This window comes from Micrococcus luteus, assembly GCF_022664405.1.
GTDB lineage: Bacteria > Actinomycetota > Actinomycetes > Actinomycetales > Micrococcaceae > Micrococcus > Micrococcus luteus.
In genome coordinates, this window is sequence record NZ_JAKRLB010000008.1 from 32,230 (window position 1) to 44,856 (window position 12,627).

17 protein-coding genes are annotated in these 12,627 nt (G+C 73.4%); 8 read left to right on the forward strand and 9 right to left on the reverse strand.

Translation table 11 applies throughout. From position 1 onward, the window contains the following. Window positions 1-77 precede the first annotated feature (77 nt). The 3 genes from MF605_RS05150 to MF605_RS05160 all read left to right on the forward strand — a co-directional run bounded on the left by MF605_RS05150 (window position 78) and on the right by MF605_RS05160 (window position 1,033). Complete coding sequence (locus tag MF605_RS05150; RefSeq protein ID WP_020621444.1) at window positions 78-584, forward strand: hypothetical protein; 507 nt, start codon at window positions 78-80, stop codon at window positions 582-584. A gap of 3 nt (window positions 585-587) precedes the next feature. Then, window positions 588-791 (forward strand): helix-turn-helix transcriptional regulator, encoded by a 204-nt coding sequence (locus tag MF605_RS05155; RefSeq protein WP_002856639.1) that lies wholly within the window; start codon window positions 588-590, stop codon window positions 789-791. An 86-nt stretch (window positions 792-877) separates the two neighbouring features. Then, on the forward strand, window positions 878-1,033 hold the full coding sequence (locus tag MF605_RS05160) for a hypothetical protein (protein WP_166795264.1): 156 nt from the start codon (window positions 878-880) through the stop codon (window positions 1,031-1,033). Between the two features lie 40 nt (window positions 1,034-1,073). Here MF605_RS05160 and MF605_RS05165 read toward each other — a convergent pair whose 3' ends face one another. Further along, the gene (locus tag MF605_RS05165) at window positions 1,074-1,520 is read right to left on the reverse strand and encodes a YchJ family protein (RefSeq protein WP_115165468.1); all 447 of its coding nucleotides are present in this window, start codon (window positions 1,518-1,520) and stop codon (window positions 1,074-1,076) included. Further along, on the reverse strand, window positions 1,517-1,681 hold the full coding sequence (locus MF605_RS05170; protein ID WP_155395521.1) for a hypothetical protein: 165 nt from the start codon (window positions 1,679-1,681) through the stop codon (window positions 1,517-1,519). The genes MF605_RS05165 and MF605_RS05170 overlap by 4 nt, the downstream gene beginning before the upstream one ends. 176 nt (window positions 1,682-1,857) lie before the next feature. On the opposite strand from MF605_RS05170, the gene purS reads away from it, so the two are divergent. The 3 genes from purS to purL are packed head-to-tail and all read left to right on the forward strand — an operon-like array spanning window position 1,858 to window position 5,218. Then, window positions 1,858-2,124 (forward strand): phosphoribosylformylglycinamidine synthase subunit PurS, encoded by a 267-nt coding sequence (gene purS, locus MF605_RS05175; protein ID WP_002856633.1) that lies wholly within the window; start codon window positions 1,858-1,860, stop codon window positions 2,122-2,124. Further along, complete coding sequence (purQ, locus tag MF605_RS05180) at window positions 2,121-2,915, forward strand: phosphoribosylformylglycinamidine synthase subunit PurQ (RefSeq protein ID WP_134416771.1); 795 nt, start codon at window positions 2,121-2,123, stop codon at window positions 2,913-2,915. Before purS ends, purQ begins: the two co-directional genes overlap by 4 nt. After that, the gene (gene purL, locus MF605_RS05185; protein WP_134416773.1) at window positions 2,912-5,218 is read left to right on the forward strand and encodes a phosphoribosylformylglycinamidine synthase subunit PurL; all 2,307 of its coding nucleotides are present in this window, start codon (window positions 2,912-2,914) and stop codon (window positions 5,216-5,218) included. Before purQ ends, purL begins: the two co-directional genes overlap by 4 nt. 91 nt (window positions 5,219-5,309) lie before the next feature. On the opposite strand, the gene MF605_RS05190 is transcribed toward purL, so the two are convergent. The 4 genes from MF605_RS05190 to MF605_RS05205 form a co-directional block, all read right to left on the reverse strand. Continuing rightward, the gene (locus MF605_RS05190; protein ID WP_134416775.1) at window positions 5,310-6,221 is read right to left on the reverse strand and encodes an anti-sigma factor domain-containing protein; all 912 of its coding nucleotides are present in this window, start codon (window positions 6,219-6,221) and stop codon (window positions 5,310-5,312) included. Further along, window positions 6,208-6,756 (reverse strand): RNA polymerase sigma factor, encoded by a 549-nt coding sequence (locus MF605_RS05195; protein WP_049148010.1) that lies wholly within the window; start codon window positions 6,754-6,756, stop codon window positions 6,208-6,210. Before MF605_RS05195 ends, MF605_RS05190 begins: the two co-directional genes overlap by 14 nt. Before the next feature lie 76 nt (window positions 6,757-6,832). Continuing rightward, complete coding sequence (locus tag MF605_RS05200; protein WP_158604212.1) at window positions 6,833-7,267, reverse strand: class F sortase; 435 nt, start codon at window positions 7,265-7,267, stop codon at window positions 6,833-6,835. 307 nt (window positions 7,268-7,574) lie between these two features. Continuing rightward, the gene (locus MF605_RS05205) at window positions 7,575-8,393 is read right to left on the reverse strand and encodes a DUF4397 domain-containing protein (protein WP_049148008.1); all 819 of its coding nucleotides are present in this window, start codon (window positions 8,391-8,393) and stop codon (window positions 7,575-7,577) included. A gap of 221 nt (window positions 8,394-8,614) precedes the next feature. Between MF605_RS05205 and MF605_RS05210 the strand changes: the two genes are divergently transcribed. Beyond that, entirely contained in the window at window positions 8,615-8,815 is a 201-nt protein-coding gene (locus MF605_RS05210) for a P-type ATPase actuator domain-containing protein (protein WP_242821244.1), read from the forward strand. A 106-nt stretch (window positions 8,816-8,921) separates the two neighbouring features. Next, entirely contained in the window at window positions 8,922-9,302 is a 381-nt protein-coding gene (locus MF605_RS05215; protein ID WP_134416779.1) for a YtxH domain-containing protein, read from the forward strand. 60 nt (window positions 9,303-9,362) lie between these two features. Here the strand turns inward: MF605_RS05215 and MF605_RS05220 are convergent, their stop codons facing one another. From MF605_RS05220 to MF605_RS05230, 3 genes are read right to left on the reverse strand one after another with little or no spacing between them, the layout of a single operon-like run. Further along, complete coding sequence (locus MF605_RS05220) at window positions 9,363-10,109, reverse strand: hypothetical protein (protein WP_049147412.1); 747 nt, start codon at window positions 10,107-10,109, stop codon at window positions 9,363-9,365. Then, complete coding sequence (locus MF605_RS05225) at window positions 10,106-10,816, reverse strand: Tat (twin-arginine translocation) pathway signal sequence (RefSeq protein ID WP_241253049.1); 711 nt, start codon at window positions 10,814-10,816, stop codon at window positions 10,106-10,108. The genes MF605_RS05220 and MF605_RS05225 overlap by 4 nt, the downstream gene beginning before the upstream one ends. A 58-nt stretch (window positions 10,817-10,874) precedes the next feature. Continuing rightward, window positions 10,875-12,296, reverse strand: a complete 1,422-nt coding sequence (locus MF605_RS05230; RefSeq protein ID WP_095695251.1) for an LLM class flavin-dependent oxidoreductase — start codon at window positions 12,294-12,296, stop codon at window positions 10,875-10,877. Window positions 12,297-12,627: the final 331 nt, after the last annotated feature.

Here is a 12,627-nt window from a genome sequence, read left to right on the forward strand (position 1 = left end):
GACGTCAAACTCTCTTTACTGTCAAGCTTGCTTCACACGACGGGGACAAACCCCGGCCCCGCCCCGGAGGGACCGCCATGGCCACCACGCCGCACACCACCACCGACCTCGCCCGCGACCGCCGCCCCCGCTGGGGCCGCTCCGCCCGTCTGGGCGGCGGGTCCGGGCGACTGATCCTCGTCAGCCTCGTGGCCGGCGTCGTCATCGCCCTGCTGATCGGGGCCGCGTCCTACGGTCTGGCCTCGAGCCAGGGCGACGCCGGTCCCCGCTTCCCGGCGGTCACGGGCGCGGTCATGGCGGCGTCGGCGCTCCCGGTCGGCGCAGCCCTCGCCTGGCTGTTCCTCGTGGACCGCACCACCCTGCGCGGCGCCGTCCGGGACACCGAGGAGACCATCGAAGGCCGGTGGCTCGAGAAGGCGCAGTCCGGCGCGTTCGGCGACCTGCTCGTGGTGCTGGGCCTGGGCACGTTCGTCGTCGCCCTGGCGGGGTGGCAGCCCAGCCTCCCCCTCGTGGGCGCCGGGCTGCTCCTCTTCGCGGGCGCCTCGGTGGCCGTCCGCTACGCGCTCCAGAAGCGCCGGGGCTGAGCCGTGGAGAACACCATCCCCGACGAGCGTGCCCGCCTCGGCTGGTCGCAGCAGCGGCTCGCCGACGAGCTCGGCGTCTCCCGGCAGACCGTCATCTCTCTCGAGAAGGGCCGCTACGACCCCTCGCTCCCGCTCGCCTTCCGCCTCGCGGCCGTGTTCGGGCGGCGGATCGAGGACCTGTTCACCCCGGACGGCAACGCGGGTTGAGTTGTCGCGGGTCCAGGCGCCCAGCACCCGTGACAAGTCAACCCGCGTTGGGCCCGGGGCGGCGTGGGGCGTGAGAGGCTGGGGTCATGGATCGAGAGCTGCACACCCCTCCGGAGCTGGAGGGCGTGGAATGGCACGACGACGCCCCGCGTCGACCCCGCCCGATCGTCACCCTGGTGGCGTGGATCGCCATCCTGGGCCTGGTCCTCAGCGTGGGCGCCGGGATCTTCTCCGCCTTCTGACGCGGCACCGCCGGCCGCCGTCCGACGCGCGGCCCCGGCCTCAGCGCACGTCGCCGTCCACGTAGCGCCAGATCCCGTCCTCACGGCGGAACCGGCTGACCTCATGGAGTCGGAACCGCCCCTCGGCCCCCGTGCCGACGGCCACGAACTCCACGGTCCCGGCGTCCTGGAACGGCCCGCCGTCCCGCACGTCCAGCACCGCCAGGCGGGTGAACCGCGGCGCCTGTTCCCCCGCGGCCGGCAGCAGCTCGGCCGCGGTGGGCCGGTGCTCGGGAGCCCAGGTCGCGGCGAGGTAGTCGGCCATCGCCTGCGCCTCTGCCGGCCCGGCCTCGCCCAGCCGCGCGAACGCCGTGTACCGGGAGCGCATGAGCGCCTCGGCGGTGGGCGCGGTCAGGGCGCCGTCCTGGGCGAAACGCGCGTGCAGGCGACCGCAGCACGCCGCGAGCCCGGCTCCGGACCCGCAGGGGCAGGGCTCGGGGCGGGTCACCGGCGCGGGCGTCCGGTCGCGCGACGCCGGGCGGACCGGGCCTTGATGCGGCGCACTCCCGTCAGCACGACGCCGGCCGCCGCGGCGAGCAGCGCGGGGCCGAGCGGGCTGATCGGCCGACGTCGACCGAGCGGGGACACACGGGTCTGCTGAGGTCTCATGCCGCCAGGCTACGCCGGGCCGGCTGCCGCGTGCCGCCCCCATCACACCCACGATCCCGCGTCCAGGCGGCCGAGTAGACTGGACGGGCAAGCACGCGGAGCGCCCCGGGCCGGGCGTGAGACGGCATCTACACCGTCCTGCTCCGCGGCATCGTCCCGCACCCAGGAGCGTGTTCATGCCCATCATCGTCGTCGACGTCATGCCCAAGCCCGAGATCCTCGATCCGCAGGGCAAGGCGATCAACGGGGCCCTGCCCCGCCTCGGCTTCACCGAGTTCAGCCAGGTCCGCCAGGGCAAGCGCTTCGAGCTCACCGTGGAGGGCGAGGTCACCGACGAGATCCTCGCCCAGGCGCGCACGGCCGCCGAGGAGATGCTGTCCAACCCCGTCATCGAGGACGTCGTGAACGTGGCCGTCCTGGACGAGGCCGAGGGCGCCCGATGACCGAGCTCCCCCTCATCGGCGACTACTCGACGCCGGCGACGCCGCTCAGCGGCGCGCGCATCGGCGTCATCACCTTCCCCGGCACCCTGGACGACGTGGACGCGCTGCGCGCCGTCCGCCTCGCCGGCGCCGAGCCCGTCTCCCTGTGGCACGCCGACGCGGACCCGCAGCGGACGCTCGCCGGCGTGGACGCCGTCGTGATCCCGGGCGGCTTCTCCTACGGCGACTACCTGCGCGCCGGCGCGATCGCGCGCTTCGCCCCCATGATGGACGCGGTGGCGACGGCGGCCGGCGGCCCCGAGGGCGAGGCGGACGGCCTGCCGGTGCTCGGCATCTGCAACGGCTTCCAGATCCTCACCGAGTCACACCTGCTGCCGGGCTCGATGATCAAGAACGACCACCTGCACTTCATCTGCCGCGACCAGGAGCTGGTCGTGGAGAGCGCGGACACCGTGTGGACCCGCGACTTCGAGCAGGGCCAGACCATCACCGTGCCCCTGAAGAACCAGGACGGCCAGTACGTGGCGGACGAGACGACCCTCGACGCCCTCGAGGCCGAGGGCCGCGTGGTGTTCCGCTATCAGGGCTGGAACCCGAACGGCTCGCGCCGGGACATCGCGGGCATCGCGAACCCGGCCGGCAACGTCGTCGGCCTGATGCCGCACCCGGAGCACGCCGTGGAGCCGGGCTTCGGCCCGGACACCGCCGCCGGCCCCCGCTCCGGCGTGGACGGCCTCGGCTTCTTCACCTCCGTCCTGACCACCCTCGCCAGCCGTGGAGGCCATGCATGAGCCAGCAGTTCAACATCGAGACGGTCGCGGACGCCCAGGCGACGCCGGACGTCGAGCAGCCCTGGGCCGAGCTGGGCCTGAAGGAGAACGAGTACGCCGAGATCAAGAAGATCCTCGGCCGCCGCCCCACCGCGGCCGAGCTGGCCATGTACTCGGTCATGTGGTCCGAGCACTGCTCGTACAAGTCCTCGAAGGTGCACCTGCGCCAGTTCGGCGAGAAGCTCACCGATGAGATGAAGCAGCACATGATGGTGGGCATCGGCGAGAACGCCGGTGTGACCGACCTCGGTGACGGCTGGGCCGTGACGTTCAAGGTCGAGTCCCACAACTCGCCCTCCTACGTGGAGCCCTATCAGGGCGCGGCCACGGGCATCGGCGGCATCGTGCGCGACATCATCTCCATGGGCGCCCGCCCGGTGGCCGTGATGGACCCGCTGCGCTTCGGCGCGATTGACCACCCGGACACCGCCCGCGTGTTCCACGGCGTGGTGGCCGGCATCGGCGGCTACGGCAACTCCCTGGGCCTGCCGAACATCGGCGGCGAGACCCGCTTCGACCCGATCTACCAGGGCAACCCGCTCGTCAACGCCCTCGCCGTGGGCGTGCTCAAGCACGAGGACCTGCGCCTGGCCAACGCCTCCGGCGTGGGCAACAAGGTGGTCCTGTTCGGTGCCCGCACCGGCGGTGACGGCATCGGCGGCGCCTCCGTGCTGGCCTCCGAGTCCTTCGACGGCGACGGCAAGCCCGCCAAGCGCCCCTCGGTGCAGGTCGGTGACCCCTTCTCCGAGAAGGTGCTCATCGAGTGCTGCCTCGAGCTGTTCCGCGACTCCCTCGTCGAGGGCATCCAGGACCTCGGCGCCGCCGGCATCTCCTGCGCCACCTCCGAGCTCGCGTCCAACGGCGAGGGCGGCATGCGCGTGGAGCTGACGGACGTGCTGCTGCGCGACTCCACGCTGACCCCGGGCGAGATCCTCATGTCCGAGTCGCAGGAGCGCATGATGGCCGTGGTGACGCCGGAGAACGTCGCCGCGTTCGAGGCCGTCATGGCCACGTGGGACGTCGAGTACTCGTGGCTGGGCGAGGTCACCGGTGACGGCCGCCTGATCATCACCTGGGACGGCGAGGTCATCGTCGACGTGGACCCGCGCACCGTGGCCCACGACGGCCCGGTCTACGAGCGCCCGTACGCGCGTCCGGCCTGGCAGGACGAGCTCCAGGCGGACACGTTCCGCTCCTCCGAGGCCGGTCAGCACCTGCCCGCCACGGGCGAGGAGCTGCGCGCCGCCGTCGTGGAGCTGATGAGCTCCCCGAACCTGGCGGACACCTCCTGGATCACCCGCCAGTACGACCGCTACGTCCGCGGCAACACCGCCCTGGCGGCCCCGGACGACGCGGGCGTGGTGCGCGTGGACGAGGAGACCGGCATGGGCGTGGCCCTGGCCACGGACTGCAACGACCGGTTCACCTACCTGGACCCGTACACGGGCGCGCAGGCCTCCCTGGCGGAGGCGTACCGCAACGTCACCACCGCCGGGGCCGTGCCCCTGGCCGTCTCCGACTGCCTGAACTTCGGCTCCCCCGAGGACCCGGACGTGATGTGGCAGTTCGCGGAGGCCGTGCGCGGCCTGGCGGACGGCTGCCAGACCCTCGGCATCCCGGTGACCGGCGGCAACGTGTCCCTGTACAACCAGACGGGCAGCACCCCGATCCACCCCACCCCCACGGTGGCGGTGCTCGGCCAGCTCGACGACGTCCTGCGCCGCACCCCGTCCGGCTTCGCCCCGGACGCGGACGGCCAGGCGATCTACCTGCTGGGCGAGACCGGGGACGAGCTGGACGGCTCCGAGTTCGCGCGCCTGCGCGGCCACCTCGGCGGCCTGCCCCCGAAGGTCGACCTGAAGAAGGAGCGCCTGCTCGGCGAGCTGCTGGTCAACATGTCCCGGGACGGCATGATCGACGCCGCCCACGACGTCTCCGGCGGCGGCCTCGCGGCCACCCTGTCCGAGATGGTGCTGCGCTTCGGCGTGGGCGCCCGCGTGGTGCTGGACGAGGTGCTGCGCCGCGACGGCGTGGACCTGTTCACCGCGCTGTTCTCGGAGACGCAGGCGCGCGCCGTCGTGGCCGTGCCCCGCACCGAGGAGGTCCGGTTCACGGACATGACCACGGCCCGCGGCTACGCGGCCGTGCGCATCGGCGTGGTGGACGCCGACTCCGCGGCCCTCGAGGTCCAGGACGCCTTCACCCTGCCGATCGCGGAGCTGCGCGAGGCCTGGGAGGCCACCCTGCCGAAGCACTTCGGCTGAGCCTGGGACAGAAGCGACGAGCCCTGCGCAGTGGTGCCTATCCAGTACCGATAGGCCCCACTGCGCAGGGCTCGTCGTATCTCAGGGCTCGTCAGGTGGTCCGGTGCATCTCACCGACCCACAGGGAGAGCGTCGAGTGGGACGGGTCGCCGTCGAAGTGCTCATGCGAGACGTCCAGCACGGGGTAGGACGCCAGGTCGACGCCCTCCGGGACGGTCAGCGTCGTGTCCTGGCGGGTCACCGTGCCCAGCGAGATCATGCGGCTGGCGGCATCGTCGCGGATCCAGACCTCCAGGTAGCCGTCCTCGGGGGCGGGCACCTGGGGCACATGCACGGCCAGTTGCATCTCCCCGTCGGCGGCACGCGTCATCTCGGCGCGGGCCGGCGATCCGTCGGTGGTCACGGACGCCATGACGGCGGTGCCGATGAGGTCGTCGCCGCCGCCCGGCTCACCCCCCTGGCCGGGAGCGTCCGTCCCGCGCGTCGGCGGCGCGGGCGACGTCGTCGCGGGCTTCCCGGCCTCCGGGGCCCCGCCCTGCCAGGGGCCGCCGCCCAGGGCGGCACCCACGGCCCCGCCGCCGATGACGAGCCCGGCGGCCGCCGCCGCGGCGACCGGCCACCAGCGGCCGCGGGCAGCGGACGGACCCGAGCCGATCGGACGGACGGGCGCGACGCCGTCGGGCGCGACATCCTCGCCCGTGGCCTCCCCCTGCAGTGGCCCGTCGTGAGCCACGGCCTCCGTCTCGGGTCCCAGCTCAGCGGCGATCCGCCCCCACAGGTGCGGCGGCGGGTCGGCCAGGTCCGGGGCGGGGCCGTCGAGGGCGGCCAGCACACGCAGGATGGCCTCCAGCTCGGCCGCGTCCTCCGGATGGAGCGACGCCGCGACGTCGGCGGGCGCGGCGAGCGGGCCGCCGTCGCCGCGCACGCGCTCGTGCAGCCGGACGGCGAGGTCGGAGATCTCCTCCGCGGGCTGTCGGCCGCGGGGATGCTCACGCTCGGGCATCGGCGGCCTCCAGACGGCTTCTCAGTGCGGCCAGGCCGCGGTGGATGTGGGAACGGACAGTGCCGAGCGGCATGTCGAGGCGCTCGGCGATCTGCTGGTGCGCCAGGTCCTCCAGGAAGGCGAGGCGCAGCACCTCGTCCTGGGGCGGACCCAACAGAGCGAGGGCGTCATGCACGACGACGGCGGCCACCACGGTGTCGCTGACCGCGTCCTCCGCGCCCTCGGCGCGGGGGAGGTGGACGACCTCCGCCTCCATCTTCCGCGCCTCACGAGCACGGCCGGCGAACATGTCGGCGATGACGCGACGGGTGATGCCCGTCAGCCACCCGCCGAGCGGCCGGGCGGGATCGTAGGTGTCCCGCGAGCGCCACGCCCGCGTGAACACCTGCTGGGCGGCGTCCTCGGCGTCCTCCCGGCTGCGCAGCGCGGCGAGACACAGGGAGAAGACCAGGCGACCGTGGCGCTCGTACGCCTCGCGCACGGCGACGGCCTCCCCCGCGGCGAAGCGGCGGTCGAGCCCGTCGTCCTCAAACATGGGACTCCTCTCCCGCGGTGTGCTGCGTCGGCGCGGCGCGGCCCGATTCAGGCCAGACCTTCCGACAGGCTACCGGTCAGCCCTCGACGGGAGTGGCGATGGTCACGATGTTCTCCGTGTAGTCCCGCTCGTCCGGCAGCCATTCGCCGCCGCAGGTGATGAGGACGAGCTCGGCGGCGCCGTCCCGGCGGAAGTACGGGGACAGGTCCAGCTCGCCCTTCCCCAGACTCTGGGTGGAGGCCACCCGATAGCGCCGGGCGGTCCCCGCCGCATCCGTGACGGTGACCTCGTCGCCGACCGCGGCCTGCCGCAGCCCGTAGAGGGCCCCCACGGGATTGCGCGGTGAACCCGAATGGGAGGCGATCACCGCCGTCCCCTCAGGATCCCCGGGGGCCGAGCCGTGGCGGTACCAGCCGCCGACGGAGCTGTCGTCGGGCAGCTCCATCGCCCCGTCTTCCGTGACCCCGACCGAGACCACGCTCAGCGTGGCCCCGATGGCCGGATAGTCCACGCGCACGGGGATCCTGGCGTCGTCCGATGGGCTCTGGGTGGCGCGCCGGACGGCGATCCCCGACGGCGGCGTCCGCCCGGGGGCGGCCGGAGCCGCGGAGGGGGTTGCGGCCGGTGGGGTTCCCGTCCCCGCCGCGGGGCCCGGCGTCATCGCGACGACGGAGCCCCGCCCCTGCTCGGACGGGAGGGAGGAGACCGCCGCCGACGGCGCGCAGCCGGTGAGGACGACGGCGGCGAGGGCGAGGACCGCCGGCACACGGCCGACGGTCCCCATCTCCGGGCGGGACGGACCCCGCCCGCAGGACTCATCACGCACGGGCCGCCCGGCGGCGGGCCATGAGGACGGCGCCGGCGACCAGGGCGGCCGCACCGGCGCCGACGGCGGCCAGCATCCCGGTGGAGTCCTGGGCGGGGGCGACGTCGATGCCCGCGGGGACGGAGCCCGGCGCGCTGTGGTCGGCGGCGACCTCCTGGGTGGCCAGCGCGAGGGTGCCGTCGGCGGCGGAGCCCCAGGCGTAGGCGATCGTGGTGACGCCGTCCTTGACCTCGACGTCGGCGGGGCCGATCACGGGGTCGGTGGTGCCGGCCACGGACACGGCGGCGGAGACGGTGCCGGCGGGCACCTCGAGGGAGGCCTCGTCCGGGTTCTCCAGGCCGGGCACGACGACGTCCTCGCCGGCCCAGACGTCCACGGCCGGGGCGGCGGCGATGTGACGCACGGTGAGGCGGCCCTCGCCGGCGGCGACGGCGCTCGTGTCGTTCTCGAACGCGGTCACCGTGGGCGTGCCGGCGGCGTCGAGGTGGGCGGCGGCGGTGTAGTCGCCGCCGTCGGCGAGGGTGAGGGTGACGGGACCGAGGATCGGGGCGGAGTCATCCATGGCGTCCGCGGCGGTGATGGCGACCTCGTAGTCGCCGGCGGCGAGCTCCAGGGGACCGGCGAGGTCGCCGGGCTCGAAGTCGTCCAGGGTGAGGGCACCGTTGACGTAGACGTCCACGGGGGTCGCGGGCACGGCGTGCAGCACGGAGAGCTCGGCGCCGGACGGGGCGTCCATGGCGGCGGCGGACAGGGGGGCGAGGACGGCGATGCCGAGGGCGGTGGTGACGGCGGCCGGGAGGGACTTGCGCATGGTGTCGTTCCTGTTCGTCGAGGGTCCTGCGGGGCGAGGCGCCGACTGCGCTCACACCAGGACTACCGACGCCGCGACCGATCCGTTGCAGAGGATTTTCCTCCCCCTCCGATCACGCGCCCTGCGCAGTGGGGCTCGTCGTGTTTCGGGGGCTCGTCAGAATTGAAGAAGGTCCGCCCCTGGGGCGGATGTGCCTCCCAGGCCCGCCCCGTGGATTCATCGTGTACACACCCCTCCCGCGAGCCTCCTCGCCCCGCGGCCTGGGCGCCGTCGAGGGGCTCGACCGGGAAGAGGCCCTCCTCACCGGCGAGAACGACCCCGTCCCGACGCACGCGGGAGACGCCGTGCTCTCGGGCTCGGCCGTCGTCGCGGGCACGGGAGTGGTGCTCGCCATCGTCGTGGCCGTGCGCCTCAGTCGTTGACGCGGCGGGCTCCGATGACCAGAGTGATCCCAGGACAGCGCGCCAGCGCGCCGCCCGGCCCGTCCAAGAGGGTCGGCGCGGTCCCGACACATGAAGGAGACCACCCATGCGCCTCATCACCCTGGGCCTCGGCGCCGCACTCGGCTACCTGCTCGGCTCCGCCGAGGGCCGCAAGAACCTCGAGAAGATGACCCAGAACGCCCAGAAGCTCTGGAACGACCCCAAGACCCAGGAGAAGGTCGGCCAGGTCCAGGAGACCGCCCAGCAGAAGTTCGCTGAGGTGAAGAAGTCCGATCCGGTGCAGAAGGCCACGACGAAGGTGGAGGATGCCATGCAGGGCAACGACAAGAAGAACGACGTCCGCGACGACCGCGTGACCGAGTCCAACAACGACAACATCACCTCGGCGGCCCGCCACGGTGCCGAGCCGGACACCATCTCGGACCCGTCCACCCCGCTGGGTGACGAGGGTCCGCTGACGCGCTGACCCGCGCAGACACGGCGGCCCGCCTCCCCGAGGGGAGGCGGGCCGCCGCCGTGGGCCGGGTCAGCCGTCCTGCTTCAGGACCTCGTCGGCCGGCGGGGCCTGCACCGGATCCACCCCGCCCATCTCGGAGAGGGTCACCACGGCCTTCGTGCCGGCGGACTCGGTCTCCACGGTGAGCAGGCGGCCGTCCTCCTTGGACACCGTGAACGCGGTCAGCTCCACGCCCTCCTGCGGGCCCGAGACGGGCTCGTCCAGCACGTAGCGGATCGCATCCTGACCGCTGCGGCGGATGCCGTCCGCGTCCGCCTCGACGTCGTCCAGGCCGCCCGACTCCGGCAGGGAGCCCAGCAGCGAGCTCACCATCGCGCCCATGCCGGTGGCGCTGGGATCGCTCTCGTACGGGGTGGCGGTCCAGCGCTCCACATAGGCGGGGCGGTCCTCACCGCTCGTGCCGGCGCGCTCCACCGTGAACCGGGAGTACGCGGTGCCGTCCACGATCCGGGACTCGTCCCGGGTGATCAGGCCGTCGTCCTGGTACACGGACACGTACCGCATGGACGAGCCGTCCACGGGACCGGAGATGTCCACCGAGTCCGGGACCGCGCGCCCGTTGCTCGGGGCCTCGGACCGCAGCTCGGTGACCATGCGGACGGAGTCGGCCTCCTCGAGCTGGGTGCGGGCGCGGTCCCAGGCGCCGGGGGCGTCGTCGCCCGAGGCGCAGCCGGTCAGCAGCAGGGCGGCCGCCCCGAGGGCGGCGAGGGACAGGCCGCGGCGGGTGCGGCGGGTCTGGGTCTGGCGCTGCCTCACTCGGCCACCTCCTCCGGCGCCTCGGCCGGCTCGATCTGGTTCCAGTCGCTCAGGGCGTACTGCTGGGTGGCCCGGCCGTCGTCGACGGTGAGCGCGACCAGCTCGCCGTCGTCGTCCACCGTGAAGGAGTGCACCCGGGTGGCGTCGCCGTCGGCCATCGCCGCGTCGGCGACCTCCTCGGGCACGGCGTAGCGGTAGGCCGTGCCGCCGTCCCAGTCGACCTCCTCGGCGCGCACCTCGGCGCCGTCGAGGGCGTCCGCCGCGGGGAAGCCCACCTGGTCGAGGAGGGACTTCAGGGGCGGCTCCTGCCCCTCACCGGCCGGGACACGGCGCCACTGCGGGTCGGAGTACATCATCTGGACGTCGTCCGGGACGTCGGACCCGTCCACGTCGACCCGGACGAACACGTCCTCGCCGACCTGGCGGGACTCCATGGTGATGTGCGAGTCCCGGCCGACCTGCATGACGCCCTTCGACTCGGCGTCGCCGCCGTCGAGCCGGCCGGCGATGTCCCAGCGGACCGAGTGCGGGCCCTGACGGCCGGTGGTGTAGGCGGTCTCGAGTCGGACGGTCTCGGCCTCGTCCAACTGGGTGCGGGCCTGATGCCAGGCCTCCCCCGCCGACTGCGGCTCGGATGCGCACCCGGCCAAGGCCAGGGCGCCCACGACGCCGAGCCCGGCCGCGCGGACGGCACGTCTGCGCTGCATGTTCTCCTCCTGGGGCTGCTGCCGGCCGAGGCAGGGCGCCGCGGCCACTGGCGTCACCCTACCGGCGGCGCAGGGCGAAGGATGCGCCGTGGTGGTTCTGCGGCAGGTGGTCGCCGCGGCCGAAGAGCTTGTGGCGCAGCGTGCCGTCCGTGTACGCGGTCTTGTAGCGACCGAGCTTCTGCAGCTCCGGCACCACGAACTCCACGACGTCCTCGAAGGTGCCCGGGGTGATGTGGTAGGCGAGGTTGAAGCCGTCCACGTCGGTCTCGTCGGCCCACTCGACGAGCTGGCGGGCCGCGGACTCGCCGCCGCCAACGATCACGGGGCCGAAGCCGCCGATGCCCACCCACTCGGCGAGCTTGCGCACGGTCCACTCCTCGTCCGTGCCGGAGGCCTTCTGGAAGGTCTCCACGGTGGACTGGATGGCGTTCGACTTCACGTCCCCGATCGGCTCGTCCAGGTCGTACTGGGACAGGTCGATGCCCATCCAGCCGGACATGAGCACGAGGCCGCCCAGCGGGTCCACGTACTGCGCCAGGTCGTCGTACGTGGCCCGCGCGTCCTCGTCGGTGGCCCCGGTGACGATCGTCTGCATCGCGAAGATCTTCACGTCGTACGGGTCACGGCCGGCGTCCACCAGGGCCTGGCGGATCTTCTTCACGGTGGCGGCCGCCAGCTCCTTCGTGGGGGAGTTGATGAACACGGCCTCGGCGTGCTTGCCGGCGAAGGCGCGGCCGCGCGTCGAGGCGCCGGCCTGGTAGATCACGGGGGTGCGCTGCACGGACGGCTCGGTGACGGCGTGGCCGGGGACCTTGAACCACTTGCCCTCGTGGGCGATGTCGTGGACCTTGGCCGGGTCCGCGAACACGCCGGACTCCTTGTCGTAGACGACGGCGTCGTCCTCCCACGAGCCCTCGAGGAGCTTGTAGACGACGTCGAGGTACTCGTCGGCGTGCTCGTAGCGCTCGTCGTGCTCCATCTGGTCGTCCTGGCCCATGTTCTGGGCGGCGGAGGGCAGGTAGCCGGTGACCACGTTCCAGCCCACGCGGCCGCCCGTGAGGTGGTCGAGCGTGGCGAGGCGGCGGGCGAACGGGTAGGGGTGCTCGTAGGCGGTGCCGGCGGTGACGCCGAAGCCGAGGTGCTCGGTGACCGCGGCCATCGCGGAGACGAGCAGGAACGGGTCGTTCACGGGGGTCTGCGCGCCGGTCCTGATGGCGGCCTCGGAGGTGCCGCCGTACACGGAGTACGGGCCGAGGACGTCGGCGATGAACAGGCCGTCGAACAGGCCCTTCTCCAGCGTCTGCGCCAGGTGCGTCCAGTAGCCCAGGGTGTTGTAGTCGCGGGCGTGGTCGTCGGGGTGACGCCAGAGCCCCGGGGACTGGTGGGCGACGCAGTTCATGTCGAATGCGTTGAAGAGGATCTCGCGGTGCTCGTCCGGGCGGGTGGGTGCTCCGGCCCCGGCGTTCTCGGCGGTGCTCATGGGTCTCCTTTCCAGGGCCGCCCGGTCGCAGGGGCGCGACCGGGCGGGCGACGGTTCCGCACCATGCAACGCCGACGCGGCCGGCGGTGGAAGTCGGTCCGGCCCAGGGGTTCATGACGGCCCCGCCGGGCTCGGCCACGCGTCCGGCGCCCGGTTCGTGACATGCCCTGACCGTGACGGAGGACACGCCCGCGGGTGGCGGCCCCGTTGCGGCCCAGCGGCACCCCAGCGCTGAGCCAGAGAAATCTGCTGCCTCCACCCTGCGGCGACGACCGAAACGTCTGGCTCGGCGCTGGCCTCGGCGCCGCCGGTGTGACGCCCGTGCGGCCCT